Source organism: Acidaminobacter hydrogenoformans DSM 2784 (genome assembly GCF_900103005.1).
GTDB lineage: Bacteria > Bacillota > Clostridia > Peptostreptococcales > Acidaminobacteraceae > Acidaminobacter > Acidaminobacter hydrogenoformans.
The window spans coordinates 54,599-73,955 of the sequence record NZ_FMWL01000015.1; the positions used below are offsets into that span (position 1 = coordinate 54,599).

The 19,357-nt window shown below is 45.7% G+C and carries 9 protein-coding genes and 1 other RNA gene; all 10 read right to left on the reverse strand.

Annotation, left to right across the window (positions count from 1 at the left end; genetic code table 11):
- Positions 1–9 precede the first annotated feature (9 nt).
- The gene (locus tag BLP63_RS12420) at positions 10–669 is read right to left on the reverse strand and encodes a hypothetical protein (RefSeq protein ID WP_092592054.1); all 660 of its coding nucleotides are present in this window, start codon (positions 667–669) and stop codon (positions 10–12) included.
- Positions 670–865: 196 nt separating this feature from the next.
- A complete protein-coding gene (locus tag BLP63_RS12425; RefSeq protein ID WP_092592056.1) occupies positions 866–1,243 on the reverse strand; it encodes a YggT family protein in 378 nt (125 codons plus the stop codon).
- A gap of 65 nt (positions 1,244–1,308) precedes the next feature.
- Positions 1,309–10,224, reverse strand: a complete 8,916-nt coding sequence (locus tag BLP63_RS12430) for a GH36-type glycosyl hydrolase domain-containing protein (RefSeq protein WP_242870904.1) — start codon at positions 10,222–10,224, stop codon at positions 1,309–1,311.
- A gap of 325 nt (positions 10,225–10,549) precedes the next feature.
- A complete protein-coding gene (locus tag BLP63_RS12435) occupies positions 10,550–12,052 on the reverse strand; it encodes a BCCT family transporter (RefSeq protein WP_092592058.1) in 1,503 nt (500 codons plus the stop codon).
- A gap of 26 nt (positions 12,053–12,078) precedes the next feature.
- Complete coding sequence (gene grdH, locus BLP63_RS12440) at positions 12,079–13,392, reverse strand: betaine reductase selenoprotein B (RefSeq protein WP_092592060.1); 1,314 nt, start codon at positions 13,390–13,392, stop codon at positions 12,079–12,081.
- Positions 13,393–13,408: 16 nt separating this feature from the next.
- Positions 13,409–14,734, reverse strand: coding sequence for a glycine/sarcosine/betaine reductase component B subunit (locus tag BLP63_RS12445; protein ID WP_092592062.1), 1,326 nt, complete (start codon positions 14,732–14,734; stop codon positions 13,409–13,411).
- Positions 14,735–15,174: 440 nt separating this feature from the next.
- Positions 15,175–15,531, reverse strand: a transfer-messenger RNA (tmRNA) gene (gene ssrA / locus BLP63_RS12450).
- A gap of 126 nt (positions 15,532–15,657) precedes the next feature.
- Positions 15,658–16,152: an SsrA-binding protein SmpB gene (smpB, locus tag BLP63_RS12455; RefSeq protein WP_092592064.1), complete on the reverse strand. Its 495-nt coding sequence runs from the start codon at positions 16,150–16,152 to the stop codon at positions 15,658–15,660.
- A 216-nt stretch (positions 16,153–16,368) separates the two neighbouring features.
- Positions 16,369–17,187, reverse strand: a complete 819-nt coding sequence (locus BLP63_RS12460; protein ID WP_092592066.1) for a Cof-type HAD-IIB family hydrolase — start codon at positions 17,185–17,187, stop codon at positions 16,369–16,371.
- Between the two features lie 4 nt (positions 17,188–17,191).
- Positions 17,192–19,330: a ribonuclease R gene (gene rnr, locus BLP63_RS12465; RefSeq protein ID WP_092592068.1), complete on the reverse strand. Its 2,139-nt coding sequence runs from the start codon at positions 19,328–19,330 to the stop codon at positions 17,192–17,194.
- Positions 19,331–19,357 lie beyond the last annotated feature (27 nt).

A 19,357-nucleotide genomic window follows, 5' to 3' on the forward strand; every position in this document is an offset into this window, starting at 1 on the left:
GCGGAGCCGCTACGCCTTCTTCGCCTGAGCCTTGACTTTGGCAACGGCTAAAATCAACCCGAGTGCCAGGGAAAGGGACGCGGCAAACAGGACTTTATATTCCGGCGGCAGCATGAACGTGATCGTATGAGCCGGAATCCAGAAGAACGGCAGCGTTTTGAAAATAACGAAGGAGAAAAAGCTTTCCCAGTCAATCGTCTTCACGATCTTGCCAATCGTTATTTTTTCTTTGGAATTTTGATATTTCAGATCAATATAAGTATCCGTCATTTTATGGGTGCCCATCAGGACAGGCGCAAAAGTTGTGTTCAGCAGAACGCTGACCTGAAGCGCGAAGACAATACCGCCGCCATCAAGCAGCAGGCCTTTGGACTGCGCCGCTTTCACGCCGCTGCCATAAATTTCGAAAACCAGCACAATCAATACGCCCAGGAGACCCCAAATGAGCGCTCTGTAAACGATGCCCTTGGGAAGGCGATCCCAGCCCTTGGTCGTGATCCTAACAGCCAGCAGCTCGCCCATGGTCGCCAGGATTGCGAACTTGATGAATCCAGAAATGTACGGATGTGCCGATGTGAAATTCATAAACACATCATGGGTAGCCGGGACAGAGATAAACGCCACGATTGCCGCTAATACGAGTCCCCAGATCAAATCACCTTTTTTCAACTTCATTACCTCCTATGAATAATTCCTCATTTCTATAATGTAGCATAAACTGGTCATTAGATCACGAAAAAGAACATGCCCCCACTGTTTATCTTTTGTGATTGATGGTCTCAATTTTTACGAGAAAATGGTGCGGGGAAAGCGAATAAAAAAAGAGCCCACAAAAGGCTCGTTTTTTTGATGACTCAATCCAAGGTTAGTTGCTCCGGCGATCTACATTCGTGTATTCGGTTTTTTCGACATGACTGCTTTTTTTAAGCGTGATCAGCTTAAACGTGATCCATGCAATCAAAGCAACGACAATCATTGCAATAACTGTTGCGGGTTCTAAAACTGAGGCGGTTTCAAGGCCTTCTGTAACCGCGCTTGAGAAAATGCCTTCAAAAATACTTACAATAGGTTTCGTGATACCGTAAATGGCGCTGACAAATCCATTTTCGGCATTTGCACCCAACAGCTTGAAGATAAGACGAAATGCTAAAAGAGATTCTACGATTCCAAAAAAGACTGAAAAGAGGTGGGTTGGCAGCTGATTGTTGTCAAAAGTATTGCGTGTGGTCGTTTGTCTTGTCATTATGGCATCTCCACTTCTGTTTGAATAATCCGAGGTAAGGGACTGGACCATTATACTTTGAAACTTTACACAAAGCGCCGCTCAGCAGGATTGGTCTCACCCATCAAGACTTCCACTTGATGCGTTCTTTTGTCATTCATCAGAGAAATTGAAAGCGCCGCCTGGAGCTCACCATCAACGATCACTCTCAGGACGCCCTTGCTTATGCCCTCTGGATTCTTTACTTCTATCTCATAGACCGTTTCCATATAACTGTAACGGATGGCAAAAGAGGTCCACTTTTCAGGTATAGTTGGATCAAGGATCAATTTGTCCCCTTGCTTATTAAAGCCAAGAATATTTTCCAGTCCAGCTTTGTACATCCAGCCAGCGGCGCCTGTATACCAAGTCCAGCCGCCCCTTCCAACGTGGGGTGGCTCTCCGTAGACATCGGCAGCCATCACATAAGGCTCGACTTTGTAAATCCAAGACTCCCTGTGGGTTCGCGCATGGTTGATTGGGTTGAGCATCCGGAAGCAATCCCAGGCCTTGTTGCCGTCACCCAGTTTTGAGAATGCCACCACAGCCCAGGCTGCTGCGTGTGTATACTGCCCGCCATTTTCACGAACCCCTGGAAGGTAGCCTTTTATATAGCCCGGATCCAAAGTGCCCTCCGTAAAAGGTGGGGTTAGAAGTTTTATGATGCCCTCTTCACCCATCATCAGATAATTTTCCAGGGCTTGCATTGCTTTTGCCGCTCTTTTGGGATCAGCCGCTCCTGAAATCGCAGACCAGGTTTGTGCCAAGGAATCAATTTTGCATTCATTGTTGTAAGAAGATCCCAACGGTGTTCCGTCATCAAAATAAGCCCTTCTGTACCAGTCTCCATCCCAACCATGGGTTTCAACCGCGTCTGCGACTTTTACAGCCAGCAGCGCTAACTCATCCGCACGAACTTCATCCCCCATTTCACGGCAAATCGGTATGAACTTCTGTAATGTCGCGTATAAAAACCAGCTCAGCCAAATACTCTCGCCTTTCCCCTCTGTGCCTATATGGTTCATTCCGTCGTTCCAGTCACCGCCACGAATCAGGGCAAGACCGTGTTCCCCAAACCGGAGCGCGTTGTCCAAAGAGCGCATGCAATGGTCATAGAGGTCGTAAGTTTCCAATGAAACTTTGGGCTGGCAGTAGCGATCCTCTTCATTTTCTTTTAAGGGTTCCTCCTGCATATAAGGTGCCTGGCTGTTCAAAATGTCAACATCACCCGTGACTCTAATATATTCTGCAGTCACATAAGGCAGCCACAAGTAATCGTCTGATATTCGCGTCCGGGTTCCCTTACCGGTAGGCTCGTGCCACCAGTGCAGGGCGTCACCCTCTTCAAATTGATGGCCAGCGTGTTTTATGATCTGTGCCCTGGTTAAGGCTGGCCACGTGGCAGCCAAAGATAAACTATCCTGTAGCTGGTCCCGGAAGCCGTATGCCCCGCCCGCCTGATAAAAGCCTGAGCGGGCCCACATCCTGCAGGAAATGACCTGATACTGAAGCCATCCGTTGAGCAGGATATTCATGGACGGGTCCGGCGTTTCCACTTTGACGACCTGCAGTTTATTTTTCCAAAAAAGTTCAACCTCTGCTAATGCATCCTTTGCCTGCTGAATCGTCTTAAAGCGACTTGCCAGTTCAAGGGCCTCCACCTGACTGTCAGCCATACCCATTATAAATAATATCTCTTTGGTCTCCATAGCTCCAAGGCTGACTTTTACCTGCATTGCCCCGCAGGGATCATAGCCAGAACCTGTGGTTCCTGACAATGCACTGTGCTTCAATGCTTCTGGGGAATCCATTCCACCGCGGCCAAAGAATTCTTTTCTATCACCCGTCACGGTCCGCGCCTTTATAGAGGCATCCATAAAACAAACCTTGTCCGCAAATTCCCTGTTATAAGGGTTCTCTATCATCAGAGTGCCGTCTTCCGTTTGAGAACTGACCACATGCATCCCGGTTTCGCTCATGCTGACGCCTAAAATTGGGGTCATATAATACGTCAGCGTCAGATTTTTGTTTTCCTGGCTAATGTTTCGCAAACTGATTTTGCTGATTTTTACCGTGCCCTTAACCGGGACAAACTGAACAAGCTCTTGTTCAATCCCATGGCTTTGATGGTGGAAGCTTGTATAGCCAAAACCATGCTCTATGGTATAGGGTTCTTCTTCCCTTACAGGCAGTGGTGTCATGGACCAAAGCGTTCCGTCATCATCACTGATATAAAATATTTCTCCAGGCTCGTCTCCAACAGAATCGTTTGACCACTTGGACAATTTGTTTTCTCTGCTGTTCTCACACCAGGTATACCCGCCTCCAGACTCTGATACTATAAATCCAAAATTGGGATTCGCAATGACGTTTACCCACGGCGCCGGTGTTGCCATGCTTTTTTCAAGGGTGATGACATAGCTTTTTCCATTTTTGCCAAAGCCGCCAAATCCATTGAAAAACTGAAGCGCCTTTTGTTCCTCTTCCGAATGTTTTAATAAAGGTCCACGCTCGCGGATTACATTTTGGAAAGCTTCTGAAATTTCGCTTTGAGCGACGATTTGAGTCATAGACTCAGTCTCAGCATCAGTCTCAGCACGAATCTCAGCGCGAGCCACAAACTGATCTGTCTGCACTGCAGCGTCAGCGCTGGCTTCAGGTACACTCGCACTGTACTGCGCTTCCATAGTGCCGCAGCCGCCCTCGAAAATCATCTTCGCACAGGCAAAGAACAGATTGACTTCCGGTGACGTCATGGTGCTGGTTTTCAAAATGAAGACATCCTGGTGACGATTCATGGCATCCTGAGTCTGCATATTGTAGACAATTTCCGTGATTAATGAAAACAGCGGATTGTTGTAACTGTTTTCCTCCTGGCTTAAAATCACCAGATCTACCTTGAGATTTTTCAAACGCCAGTACTCATGGGCTTTAAGGAGCTCAAATAGAAGCTCCATCTCATCGACCTTATCCAGGGATAGGAGAACAATTGGCCGGTCACCTGAAATGCCGTACTGCCAGAAGGTTTGCTGGCCTTTTCGATTATCTTTGATCTGCTGCGCATACTTTCTCCTCTGAGGACTGATAAACAGGATGTCAGAGATCAAATCCTGATAGAATTCCAAATCACTCGCTTTGATGTTCAGATACTTGGTTTCCACCTGGCTTCTGGTGACGGCCAGCCAAAAAGCCGTGTCGCACGCTTCAACATTATTGTATTTTTCCACCAGTTCCATGACGGAGGCTTTGCTTTCAGCCGCTGCTGTGACAAAGAACAAGCGCGCTGTATTCCCGGGTTCCACCCGCACCTTCATTCTCATGCTGAAGATGGGATCCAGGACCGACCCAACGGTATTTGACAAAGGTTTTCCCCGTTCAATGCTCTCGGGATTTGCGGACGTACGGCCTCTGCCAATAAACTGCGCACGGTCCGTTTCATACTCAATGGCGCCGGCTGCCGCGCCCTCAATGACCGGTACCCCAGCCACCCAGCGTTTCTTGTCAAATTGGTGCCTTGTTCGACGATTCGCAAGCAATGCGTTGTTTTTGGGGTCAAATGAAGTGCTTACAAAAAGATTGCTGAACGTAGGATGTGCCAAATCGCTGCTTTGGGTTGCCGCAACGACTTCAAAATAACTGGTGACCTGGAGCGTACAGGCTGATACACCATTATTGACCAGTTTAATACGCCTGATCTCAGCCTGATCACCGGATGCAACAACGACTTCCATCATAGTTTCAATGTCGCCGTCGGTTCGTTTATAGGCAGCTTTATCTGCAGTAAACACAACTTCATAGTTTTCAGGCATAATATTAAGCGGTGCATAAGCAGCAGACCATTTATGGTTATCATCCAGATTTTCAATATAGAAGAAGGTTCCGTAGCTGTCTGCGATGGGATCTTCCCGCCATCTTGATATGGCGACTTCTCTGGTTCTGCTGTAACCCGTGCCTTTATCCGTCAAGCTGACAAAGTACTTGCCATTGGATAAGACATGAACTTTAGGACGCTCAAAATCTATGGCGGTAAACCGCCTGTAAGAGCCTTTGTCGCTGTAGGCAGCCCCTGTGGATGTAGGGATTTTTTCCTTGCTGTCTTTTGTGAAAACTATATTCAGAGGTACCTTTTCCTGCAGCAGCAGTCTTGCCGCTCTCACATGGGGATCTATCGCGAATCTGTGTTGCAGGATGTTGTCGTTCAGATAATTGTTGATCGCCATCAGGCTCATTCCTTGATGGTGCGCCATATAGCTTTTGATGACTATATTTTTGGCTTGCGGTTCCAGTCGTTCCGGCGTATAGTCTGCCGCTTCATAAAAACCATAATCACTCTCAAGGCCTTCTATTTTCAGCCTTTTGATGTTGCTGTACGCTGCTCCAGGGTCTACCATCAGCGCAAGGAAGGTCGCGTAAGGCGCAACAACAGCATCCTCCGCCAAACCTCGTTTCAATCCAAGCCACGGCACACCTATAGCTTTATACTGATAGTTCAAGTTTATATCCAGTGCGTGATAAGCAGACTCAGATGTCCCCCAAGGCATTTCTCTTTGTTTGCCATATTTGATCTGGCTTTTCACAACAAAGGAATAGGTTTCGTCCAAAAGTGTATTTTTATAGCTTCTCATCAGTAAAAGCGGCATGAGATATTCAAACATGGTCCCACTCCAGGAAACCAGCCCTTTGAAACGATCCACCACGGTCAGTGACCTGCCCAGCATAAACCAGTGCTTTGGCGGAATTTCCCCCCGGGCAATCGCAAGATAGCTGGTTTGTCTGGCCTCTGATGCGAGAAGGTCATAATAGGAGTTCGTTGGCTCTTTTTCTTCCAAATCGTAGCCAATGTAAAAAAGATGTCTTCTTTCGTTATAGAGCGACGCAAATTTTGTGTTCATAGAAAGCTCTGTAATTATTTGAATCAAGCGATCATATTGTTCAATAAACTTCGTTGAAAATTGAACGGCGTTTTCTGCGGCTTCTTTTAACTGATTCAACCAAGCCATTTCTGCTTCAAGAGCTCCGTTGGCTGTTTCTTGCAGTTCCAGAGTCAAAGCATCACATTGATTTGAAAGGCTCTTACTTAGCACCGGAAGTTTTTCCAGATCAACATTTGTTTTCATAAGCCCAAATAGGGCATTGAATTTTTCCTTCTGTGCATCGTTAACAGTCACACCAGGTTCGATTAATGCCATTTCGACCCAAGGCATGAAGCTCTTAACTTCCTGCTTCAATTTTTTTATAATGCGCTCGTATTTGGCGTTCCATTCTTTTTTCATGAAGGTTGAAAGGGCTGAAAGATTTGAATCTTCAGCCAAGCCGTTCAGCGCCTTGCTCCAGGCCATGGGATCGAGCACTTCCGGCGTTTCTGAAAGGGTGTGGGGTATCGCAGCCATCGGCATAAGCGCTCCCGCTTTGAGGCCGGCACGGATTGTATCGTTGATCCCATTGACGTATGCCGTATCCACAAGCGGTTTCCCATAATACCCCTTTAGGCCCTGCACCAGAGTGGTCAGGTAGCAAATCAGATTTCCGCTGTCTACGGTGGACACATAAATTGGGTGGAGCGGCTCCAGGTTGCTGGTGTCATACCAGTTATACAAGTGTCCGTTCCATTTTTCCATATTTCCGATGGTCGTGATGGTCCTCGAAATATGCGCTTCCAGTTCAATCAGCCCAATATACCCCATGTCTTTTGCGGTCAACGAAGCCATGAGCCCAAGCCCAATGTTTGTCGGAGACGTCTTTTGCGCAATGCCGCTGTAGGGCTCTTCCTGATAATTGTCCGGTGCAAGGTAATTATTTTTTTGATTCGCGAATTCTTCGAAATACCGCCAAGTTTTTCTCGCTATGGTCCGAAGCTCCAGCAAAGCTTCCGCCTCCAGCATTTCTGTTTTCCCGGGATCGTCTCTGCTGATCAGATAAGCGATGACAGGCGAAAGCAGCCAGGCAATGAGCAACACAGCGCTGATTTTTATGCTCTCAGGCTTTAAAAGGAATGAAAGCGCTGCAATGGCCACGCCTGCAATAACACTTAGACCCATAGTCCCAACATAACTTTTAAGAGAATTTGGCTGGGTATTATCTGAATCTGAAGACGTCACCCATTCGAGCATATTTTTCTTTGTGATGAAGACGCGCTTCAGCGTAACGACAATTGCATCCAATGCCATGAAAGCTTGATAAGGCAGAAAGACTATCCCAAGAAGGAATTGGAAAATCGAAGCCTTTATGCCAAAAAAACCGGGAAGATGTCGTTTAATGCTGTCTCTTTTGAGCCCATTGCTGAAAATCTGGGTTAATAATGTGATCGCCAGTGGGAGTCCCATGGAGGTAATGCCCAGACCAGCCCAGAAAACGCCTGAACCCGGCAATATACTGAAGCCTAAGGCTATCAGCAGCATAACAACCGGTGTCAATAGACTTCTTCTAAGGTTATCAATCATTTTCCATTTGGCAACATGGGATAATGGATTCCGAATCATTTTATCATTCTTTGTTCGAATGCCGCCGAACAGCCAAGGTACAAGCTGCCAGTCCCCGCGAATCCATCTATGAAGCCTCGCCACAAAAGAGTTGAACTTTGACGGATATGCGTCCACCAGTTCCAGATCCGAAACTAACGCTGCCCTCACAAATGAACCTTCAAGCAGGTCATGACTCAGGATTGCGTTCTCAGGCAATTTCCCTTTTAAAACTTTTTGAAAAACCTTTAGATCGTAGATGCCTTTTCCAGTAAAAATGCCTTCGCCAAAAAGATCCTGATAGACGTCAGAAATAGCGCTGGCATAGGGATCCAGGCCTTCTTGCCCCGTATAGATCCTTGAAAATATGGACCTGTTTGAGCTGTCGCTGTCAAAGGAGACTCTTGGCTGAATCAAACCATAGCCCTGCGTGACAATCCCCTTCACCATGTCAATGACTGGCTTATTGAGTGGGTGTGCCATGGTTCCAATCATTTTTTTAACCATGCCAAGAGGCAAAACGGTATCAGCATCCAGTGTTATAACATATTGAATATTTTCATCCGGTAAGAATTCGTTGGAAAAAAAAGAAAAACTGGTAGTCTCTGAACCAAGCAGCAACTCGTTAAACTCCATCAAAGCGCCTCTTTTTCGTTCCCAACCAGTCCAATTATTATCCAGTTCATTGAATGTCCTCTGCCTGTTATAGAAATAAAATATGTCTTTTTTCCCTTCAGCATACTTGTGATTCAGCGCCACAATCCTGTCTGAGGCTTCTTGAATAACGCGCTTATCCTCTTTGTTGTTCTCGAAATCCGAATCTTTAAATGCGCCAATCAAGGCAAAATGCAAATTCGTCTCTTTGTTCCCCAAGTAATGGTTCTCCATGTTCTCCATCAGTTCATTGACGCGTTTTGTGTCAGAAAGCAGCGCCGGGATCACGACCATGGCACTCATGCTGTCCGGTATTCCGTCTTTAAGCGCCAGGCGCGGGAATACCGCAGGTTTTTTTATTCTGCATACAAACCAGTTGGTCACTGAAATGACTATTTCGGAAACGGGAATGATCACGACTATTCCCACTAATAAAGCGAGAGAAATTTTCTGCGAAGGCACGAGACTCATGGCATAGACGACCGTCAGCAGACTGAGAATCACTGTCAATGAGACAATTGATATCATGTAGATCATGCCTTGATGCAGCTTTATCGCTTTCTTGATTTTCACAGACAGACTTCTATTTTCCTGTTGCCTGTTCTCCAGAGCTTTTCGACCGTCATCCACTATATAATAGCCAATGTGATGTCTGCGGTTCCGCAGATTTTCATCCTCAGCATCTATAGGCGCAGACGACATTGCTTCCTGCGCAAGAAATAAAGCTTCCTTTGCAATGTAAAGCTCTGACGCGCCATAGGCCTTGGCGATCTCTTCCACCTTGTTTTTGTAATAGAATCTGGATTGAATGTCCATAAGGCTGTAAGTGTCTAACGGGTCTTGCCTGAGAATTTTCTCCAAACTGCTGGCTTCGTCGTATAAGTCCGTCCAGTTCATACTTGAGAGATGTTTGAGACTGACTATACAGTTTCCCATGGAAGCCGTACTAACAGCTTGGGCATTGTGCTCTTTTTGAGCAATGATTTCTGTTGTCGTATCAAATTTGTCGAGGCTTTCATCAATGTATCTCAAAACATCCGAGTATCTCCGTCCGGACCTTCTCAGCCTATAAAACAGATGCTCCACATAGGATGGGTTGGCGGTCTCGATTGCATCACTGATGGCCTTCCCATTTTCCTCAAACAATTCATTAATTTTAAAAGTGCCCTCTTGCGTTGCTTCCAGCCATTGCTCAACAGTTTTTTCCGCGATGGCCCATTGTTTTCTGGTTTCGAGAATATCCTCGCTGATCACTCGAATATTTTCAATGAGCGCGAGTCGCAGCATAGCTGGAATGATGTAAATTTCTCGTTCAAACAGGATATTGTGGTTCTGATAAGCCATCAGATATTTCAACAGTGCGTCTTCCTCGATCTTGCCATGCGTGTGCGCAACCATTTCCATGGTGAGGGCATAGATTCTGGTAAAGCCCTCGTAAGCCCCTTTTTTCAGAACCGGTAACTCAAAATAGCTTTTCTTTGATAGGTCTTTGCGGAGGCCAACCACTTGCTCCTCAATAACGTAGTAATTATCCAGAAGCCATTCTGCGGCAGGTGGTAACGCGCGCTTTTCAACAATGTCCCCGTTTAAAGTTTCATAGGCTTGACGAATAAAGCTGGCGTTTTCATTCATTCGTGTAACAGGCCAGTTTAATCTATTTTTCTTTGAAGATACTGCGTGCTCCAAGGACATGCTTCTCGCATGCTCCTCAAGTTCTTCAACTGTCAAGGACGCATCCCGAATATGAATATTTCGTTTCTTGTGGAACTTGCGCATGACACCCCATATGAGTACTGATAAGAGAATGACTGCACCCAAAGCATAAAGGTAGTTCGTATATTGAGTGAACAATTGCACTTTCCTCCTTCAAAATTCCAAAAACAAAAAAAAAGCCACTATAAAAAGTGACTTTTGCCGCATGAGCAAATCAGATTCAATTTATTAGCTTAGTGTTCTTCTTATGGAATAATTATACTACAGTTTTTTACAATTGTCAAAGTGACTGCTTTGGTGTGTTGGGCGTGCTGCGTTTAGTCTGACCTTTTGTATGAAAACTATCGCTGAAATCCCTGAGCCTCAGGACTTAAGAACCCTACCCATTCACAATCAAAAATGGACTACAGCAAATCAAATTTGATTCGCTATAGTCCATTTCTTACAGAAATTGTTCTTTAGATTATGCAGATTTTTCTTCTGAAATATCTTCTTGTCCCGACATAAAAGCCGCATCGCCTTTTAAAGCTTTTGCAAAAGAGACCATCGCTGCAATCATTACAAATGCAAATGGGAATGCCGCTACAATTGAGCCTGTTTGTAAAGCGCCTAAACCGCCTGCAAGTAATAATACTGCTGCTAAGCCTGCTGTTACTATTCCCCAGACTATTTTCTTAGGCGTACCTGGATTTAAATTTCCATCTTCTGATAACATACCCATTACAAATGTTGCTGAATTAGCTGATGTGATAAAGAAAGTAGTTAATAATAATACTGCTACGCCAGATAATAATGTTCCTAACGGATAATATTCAAATACTTGGAAGAACGCTGTTTCTGTAGTGAAAGCACCAATTTTATCATACACCTTAATACCAACGGTTCCAAATATTGAGAACCAGAAGAAACTCATAATGGTTGGTGCAATTAAAACGCCAGAAATAAATTGTCTGATGGTTCTGCCTTTAGATATTCTCGCTATGAACGTTCCAACAAATGGAGCCCAAGCAATCCACCAAGCCCAGTAGAATACTGTCCACCAACCGTACCATGGATCAGCGGATATTGCAAAACTATCTGGAATAAGTCCTGCTATATATAAACCTACGGAGTTACTTAAGTTATTTAATATTTCAACTTTTGGTCCTACTAAAAATGCGACCAGCATTAATCCAAAACATAATGTAATATTCATATCTGATACGAGCTTAATACCTTTTTCAATTCCCATGACTGCAGTTAAAACAAACAAGAAGGTTATAATTCCAATAATAGCCAATTGAATGCCTGTATTAACTGGTAATCCCACCAATCCATTCAATCCACCATTAATCTGCATGGTTGCCATCCCAAGCGAAGAAGCAACACCAGCAACGGTAGCGAAAATTGCCAGGATATCGATTGTCTTGCCTATTGGCCCGGCGACTTTCTCTCTTCCAATTAGAGGAATGAAGATACTGCTAACAAGACCTTTTTCTTCTCTTCTAAACTGCATATAAGCTAACGCTAATGCCATAATTGCATAAGCTGCCCACGGATGTAATCCCCAGTGTAAAAATGACTTTCTAAAAGCAAAATCAAGTGCTTCTGTAGATTCTGGTACGATACCACTCAGGGGTCCACCAAAGTGGAATAATGGCTCTGCTACACCGAAGAATATTAGACCTACACCCATGCCTGCACTAAAAAGCATTCCAAACCATGACATTAAGCTATACTCAGGCTTATCATCCGGCTTGCCCAATTTAATATCACCGTATTTACTAAATAACATCACAAGTGCAAATACCACAAATGATGACATTGTTATAATATAAAACCAACCAAAGTTACCTACCAAAAAATCAAATGATGCTGATGTTATGCTAGCAAAACCCTCTGGTAAAATAACACCAAGGCCAACTATAATAACTGATACTATCAAAGATATTGTAAACACTGAATTCCAAAATTGATCATTTTTCATATTCTAACTATCCTCCATTCTTAGGTTTATACTTCAAACACGGTTTGTTCTTCGATATCAGTTGCCAAAGCATCTAATGCAACACCAACTCTATGATATCTCAATTTCCATTGCTCTTCTTTTGATGTTTTAGGATCTCCTAAAGGATAGGGAATAGAAATAGTCGGAACCATACGATTTGAACCAACTGTTCTAGCTATTGGAATCAAGTTCGCCATTTGTACAACTGTAATACCTGCTTTTTCAATTTCTTTAACCATCGTTGCACCGCAACGTGTACAGGTCCCTCAGGTGGATGTCAGAATAACAGCATCTACACCATCTGCTTTTAAGTATTCAATTATTTCCAGAGCCATCCTCGCAGCTTCTCCCTCTGCTGTTCCTGTACCAACAGTCGCATAGAAATAATCATGAATACTTCCAATTTTTCCTTCTTCTTCGTAAACTCTGAGTGCATCCAAAGGTAGTGTTATATTAGGATCAGCATTCGCTGCTGATGGATCATAACCAGCATGAATTGTTTTGAACGCACCGTCTGCTTCATTGCCTAATCTCTTCATTCCTTTAATCGAGTAACGTCCCCAACGTGTTGCTGAGGCAGATTGGATCTTGTCTGGATTATCAACTGGAACAATGCCGCCTGATGTTATAAGCGCGATTTTGGCATCAGCTAATTTTATTGCTGGTGCTATTGGTACTGTCTCCAGCTCTGGTATTGGCAACTCCGAAACGAAAGGTTCGTTATTGATTTTTTTAAGGAGCATGTTGATTGCTCTCTCCGAAGCTGGTGTCTCATCTTCTAAAAAGATTTCAAGACGGATTCCCCGCGAATAATAGCCTTCAGCCTCAGCGCCTTTTATTTTTTCGCCTTTTAATAATTTATTTCCTAATTCAGCCATTTTGGGCATGTCTTTTTTCATATTAGCGGCACTAGGACCACCTCTTAAAATGTAAACATCTTTCTTAAACATATCAACACCAGGATTCTCCTGGTGCATGGACGTAACAACCGGTACACCAAACTTCTCTTTTACTGCCTTGCAAATTACACCACAGGCATTTCCGTAACGACCTGCCTGGAAGGCTGGTCCAGCAAAGAAAATATCAAATTCTTTCCCTTCTAGAAATCCAAGGATAGCATCTACAGCTGCCTCTTCATTGGAACCCATAAAATTATCGCCACATATTACGGTGTGAGTAATTTCTGCGTTTTCTAATAAATTGTTCAGCAAAAGTCCTGCTCCAACTTGTCCTTCACGAATAGAGGGCTCATAGTCTGCTTTGTCTTCTCCACCAATTTGTCCGAAAAATTGATTCAAATATAAAATTCCCTTTTTCACTTTTTCACCTCCTTATTTAAAATTCTATTACTGTTTTTATTGACTGACCCAGTGTTGAATCCCCACAAAACATGGAATTGTTTTCCATGATAATTGATCCATCTTCTCTAACAGATGGTCCCAACTTTTCATCGCCTGCCCATCCACCAGACAACCCATCTCTCATTAACGACTCCAGTTCGCCTATAACAGTTCCCATAGGTGGTAATTCAATCAATGTAGATACATTGCCACATGAAACAATTGCGTCTGCTGCAACATCTAAAGCCGCCAGTGGTTGTGAAAGTCCATCACGACCGGTGCATTCATTCGTCAAGCCAACTGTCTTAATGCCTGCCTCTTCCAAGAGCCTGATACATTCAATGAAGTCAGCATCTGAGTTGCCATAACCTTCTTCCGTAATAATAGCCGCATCTGCGCCTAAGTTGCTGGCGATCTGTTGTACAAACATTGCTGCCCTTTCTTTTTGCTCCAAAGAAACGTTAAGGTTTGACATTATGACACCCAAGAAGTTAATTGTCTTACCATGCTCATTGTAAAGCGACTTAATTGTTGGGCAATTCTGAAAATCATATGTAGACCATTTTGAAGAGCAGCACATATAACTTCCACCGATCATAGCACCATCTAAAACCTCATTTGGATGCATGTATGTTGGCAACATTGTATTAGTATCCCATCCATAAACTAAATCATTAAACCCTGATTCTTCAATTTGTGATTGAGGTTGCATGACAAAAACAACGGATGGCAAACCTTGAACTTTTTCATCACGTTTTGTAATCGGTGCCAATTCAAATAATTCAGTTGAATCAGGTGTCATGTCTTTTACTATACTGCCTAAATATTCCGCCAATCGATGGGCTGCCCATCGTAAGGCATGGTTTTTCTTCTGTATTTGATGGCGTTCAAATTCTTCATCAGTATCAGCAACTAAACAAATATTGTTTAATTTTGAGAAAATTGAATATTTAGCACCTTCACCGCTCATATCAATTAAACCATCACCAAAACTACCCCAGTGTTTTCCCACTGCTAAAACGCTGCAATTTTTAAGTGCAACAGTTTTTCCATTGCCCACCCTTTCAATCTTACCTGTAATACCAGGAAATGTGGGTCCAGCATTTAATCTAAATCTTGGCTCAATGGCTTCCTTCACAGGTACTATTCGAACATCATCTCCAGGCTTGGTCAAAATAATATCAGCCTCAGTAATGTGCTCATCTCGCAATACTACAGCCAGTGCTTCTTCTTTGTTAATTGTTAAAGTTCCATTCTCGTAAGAGGATTCCACCCCAAATTCAATATTTTGAACTTGGAAATTCCCAATTTCTAATCTCATTTTTTCCTCCTTTCAAAATGATATTTATTTAACAACTATGTCTGTACTTATTATAGCACAATCACGTTTACGTTGTAAACACGTTCATTTCATAATGGTGCTCACAAGCGTTGCATTAAGCTAATAGAACAAATGTCGAAACCACCAACCAGCCCACAAAATACTATATTGCATGTATACAGGAAATTAATTTCATCTTCTGATTAAAATGTTCAGGTCACTGCATTATTGTCACTGCAAGCGTCTGTGTGGACCCTCTCATGCCATAACCGGGTCCCCACCATCAGGTCGGGGCGGTTTTTCAAATTTTCATCTCATTGTATTTACGTTTTGGTGGACCCTTCGCGCTTCACGCTCAGGGCTCGCAAACGCGAAGCGTTTGCTATGGGCAAGCCTCCACCACAATAAAAAAACACCCATTTCTGGGTGTTTTTTTATTGTGGTGGAGGCGAGGGGAGTCGAACCCCTGTCCAAAAGCCCTTTGCCATCAGTTTCTCCGAGCGCAGTCACCTATTTAAATTTAGCCGTCTCTCACTCCTGGTGACCGGATTGAGGTCAGGCGATCTCCAGTTGTACCGCTAAAGAGTCGGAGCGTCCTCTAAAGCTGTTCCCCACGATATGACGTCAGGTCCCGGGGGCGTAGGCTACCTCGGGCTGACGAGCAGACTAAGCTGCTAAAGCGTAATTATTTTTAGCGTTTAATTTAAAGTGACCCAGTTCTTTTACGTGTACCCCAGGTCAGGAAACACGGCTCGCTTCCAATAACTCCAAACCCCTGTCGAAACCAATACGCCCCCATGATATGGGATCAGCGGCACTTCGTGTTTAAGAGCTCAAAGTCCGCAGGATCAACGTATTTTGCTGCGCTATAGCAAGTCAACCAAAGCGCCATTTTGTCAGGTTCTTTTCTGTTGCTTCAAACCTTAATACTTCTGTCTTTCTCGCAGTTCCTTTTGAATGTTGCGCTCCGAATCCCGCTTCGCAATGGCATCACGCTTGTCGTAGAGCTTCTTGCCCTTCGCTATAGCGAGCTCCAGCTTCACTAGATTCTTGCTGCTCAGATACAGCCTCAGTGGAATTAAGGTATACCCCTTTTGTTGAATGTAGCCCGTCAGTCTCGCGATTTCCTTCTTGTTCAGAAGAAGCTTTCTGGAACGCAGCGGATCCACATTGAAGACATTGCCCATTTCATATGGGCTGATGTGAAGGTTGTGTACGAAGACTTCGCCGTCTTTGACCTCGGCGTAGGCGTCACTCATGCTGGCGCGTCCCATGCGGATCGACTTGACCTCAGTGCCGGTCAATACGACACCTGCCTCCATAGTCTCTTCTATGAAAAATTCATGTCTGGCTTTGCGGTTCTGGGCGACCGTCTTTTCCGGGCGCTCCGGCCTCGTGCTTTTTTGTCTTTCCGCCATGCTTTTCACCTTCTTACCTTTTCATCCTTCCAAGCATACCACGAACAGGCGTTCTCGTCAAGAGGGGCCAGACCGGGCTTGCTCGGTCCGGCCCAGTCCCCCACCGGAAACGCCAGGTTGGGCGCCTTGAAACCATCGGCAATGGTCTATAGCTTTTAATCACTTAAGTCTTTAATCTCTCAATGTTTGATTCCTTATGCTCTGAGCGTCCCAACGCTACGCCCACTTAAACACCGCTTCCAGCGCCCGCAGGACGCCCTCCTCGTCATTCGAGGCCGTCACGTGATCCGCCACGTCATGGACAAACGCTTCCGCATTCGCCATAGCGACGCCCATGCCGGCGTATTCCAGCATTTCCAGGTCATTCTCATTGTCCCCAAAGGCCATGACCTCTTCCCGCCGGACGCCCAAAATCCCGCACAGCCGCTCCAGCGCCGTCCCCTTGTTGACACCGGCCATTAACACGTCATAAATTGTGTCCAGGGACTTATAGCCCGCTATGCCCTCAATGGCCTCAACTTCCCGCCGCATCTGCGCCGAGCGCTCAGAATTATCAAAGTGAAACCCTATCTTATAAATCTCTTTTTGCTCAAACAGCGCCATGGCGTCCGGCACGACCTCCGTCCCCACCCGGTGCTCCGGCGGGTGCTCCAGTGACATCCTCCGGAAATAAGCAATCAGCTTCTCCAGGCGCTCACTGTAAATGGTCTCCTTGTCATAGAGGTGGTAATAGACGTCGTAGCGCCTGGCAATCTCCAGGACTTTTTTGCCTATAGCCGCTGGAATAGGCGCCCCATACAGCAGCTCATCCGTCACGGGATCCACTATGACGGCCCCGTTGCAGCATATCAAAGGCGTCGTCATGCCAATCTGATCCGCGTACCGCTTGGCAGCCCTGTAAATCCGCCCCGTGGCCAGCGTTACCCTTGCACCGGTCTGCATCAACGTCCTGAGTGCTGCCACCGTATCCGGCGACACCTCTTTGTCCGAATTCAGCAAGGTGCCGTCCATATCTGTCACAATCAATTTATACATGCTTTTAATTTTCCTTTGCTTCAAGATGTTGTAGATACTGAAAATCCACCTGGCGCTGATCCACGTCGACCCGGGTCAGCTTGACCTCGACCAGGTCGCCAATGCTGAAGCGTTTTCTGCTTCTCGCCCCTACCAGCGCCATACTCTTCTCATCATAATCAAAGTCATCCATGATTTCAAGGCTTGACATATGCACCAGGCCCTCCACCGTATTAGGCAGCTCGACAAAGAAGCCAAAGCTCAGCACTGAAGAAATCAAGCCGCTGAAGGTTTCGCCCACATGAGACGCCATGTATTCCGCTTTTTTCATGTCGTCCGCGTCCCGCTCCGCCTGCTCAGCCACGCGCTCGCGATCGGAGGACTGTATGGACGCCTCTTCCACAATGCCCTTCAGAGAGGCAATCCTGCGGTCAGAGAGCTTGCCTCTCAGGGACTCTTTGATAATCCGGTGGATCTGAAGATCCGGATAGCGCCGGATAGGGGAAGTGAAGTGGCAGTAATATTCTGCTGCCAGTCCAAAGTGACCCTCGTTCAGCGGCGAGTACTTGGCCTGCTTAAGGGACCTGAGCATTAGTTTGTTCACCACGTGCTCTTCCTTGTGGCCTTCAATCTGTTCCAGGATCTCCTGCACAGTCTTTGGCTCAATCCCGTCTTTGCCAATCTTAACTTTCACGCCCAGGTTGTAAAGGTATTTGATGAAGGTCTCAATCTTTTCCTCATCCGGATCTTCGTGGATCCTGTAGACAAACGGGAAATCCTTTTTGTTGAAGTGCTCTGCCACCGTTTCATTGGCAATCAGCATGAATTCCTCGATCATGCGGTTGGCCACCCGGCGTTCATCCAGAACGACATCAATGGCTTTGCCTTCTTCGTCCGTCAAGACCTTGCCTTCGACAAAATTGAAGTCTATGGCGCCACGGTCCATACGGCGTTTTCTCAGGATCTTAGCCAGGGCTTCATATTGCTTGAGCTCCGGCATGAGATCTTTGTATTTCTCTACAATCTCTGCTTCTGCCTGATCTTCAAGCAGGTTTGAGACATCCGTATAAATCATCCGGTATTTGGAACGGATCACAGACTCATAGATTTCATGCTTGATCACGTCGCCGGTTGGGTTGATTTCCATGTCGACGCTGAGTGTAAAGCGGTCCACATCCGGATGGAGGCTGCAAAGACCGTTGGACAGACGCTTTGGCAGCATTGGGACGACCTTGTCCACCAGATAAACGGAGGTGCCCCGGTCAAAGGCATCCCGGTCCAGAGCTGAGCCTTCTTTAACATAGTGGGTAACGTCCGCAATATGAACGCCTAAAAGCAGATTGCCGTTATCCAGGGTATCAATGGAAATCGCATCATCCAGGTCCTTGGCATCTGCCCCGTCTATGGTGATAACGAGTTCGTTCCTGAGGTCCCTGCGGCGCTCCAGCTCCGCTGGATCGAGCGCTTCAGGGAAAGCCTCCGCTTCCGCCTCAACTGCGGGCGGGAAGGCCTCCGGCAAATTGAACTTTCGGATAACCGAGAGGATGTCGACATAAGGATCACCTTTTTTCCCAAGGATCTCCACAATCTCGCCGCCTGGAATCTTGGAGCCCTTAGGCCAGTCGGTGACTTTCAGGACAACAATATCTCCGTCCATAGCCTGATTGGTGTTGGCCAAATGAACATAGAAGTTTGTGCCGACTTTGGGATCCTGAGGCTCTACCAGGCCAAATTTTTTCTGCAGCTTAAAGGTGCCTATCACTTGTGTGGTGCCCCGGGTGAGGACCTTCACGACGGCACCTTCGCGCCTGCGACCATCGGCAGAGCGCTTTACAATTTTTACGAGGAGAATATCTCCTTCGAAAACGCCTTCCAGCTCCGGCTCCGGCAGGAAGACATCATTGCCCTTCTCGCCCTTTACCATGAGGAAGCCATAGCCGCCTTGGGCTATATCCACCTTGCCTATGACCATGTCAAACATTGCAGGCGTTCCATACTTTTTCTTCTTTGTAGCGACTATGGTGCCCGCCGCGGCCATTTCTTCAAGGGCATTGTAAAAAAGACCCTTGTCCTCAACGCTGATCTCAAGAAACTCTTCCAAATTATAATCAAAGACAGGCTGTTTAAAATGGTTTTCGATGGCGTCTAAAATTCGGTCTTTCATGGGAAACCTCCTGTTTGGGTGATGCTG

Bases quoted from the DNA above. Each gene is read 5' to 3' on its own strand.
- BLP63_RS12445 (WP_092592062.1), bottom strand. From the start codon at position 14,734: ATGAGATTAGAAATTGGGAATTTCCAAGTTCAAAATATTGAATTTGGG.
- rnr (WP_092592068.1), bottom strand. From the start codon at position 19,330: ATGAAAGACCGAATTTTAGACGCCATCGAAAACCATTTTAAACAGCCT.
- BLP63_RS12460 (WP_092592066.1), bottom strand. From the start codon at position 17,187: ATGTATAAATTGATTGTGACAGATATGGACGGCACCTTGCTGAATTCG.
- smpB (WP_092592064.1), bottom strand. From the start codon at position 16,152: ATGGCGGAAAGACAAAAAAGCACGAGGCCGGAGCGCCCGGAAAAGACG.
- BLP63_RS12435 (WP_092592058.1), bottom strand. From the start codon at position 12,052: ATGAAAAATGATCAATTTTGGAATTCAGTGTTTACAATATCTTTGATA.
- BLP63_RS12425 (WP_092592056.1), bottom strand. From the start codon at position 1,243: ATGACAAGACAAACGACCACACGCAATACTTTTGACAACAATCAGCTG.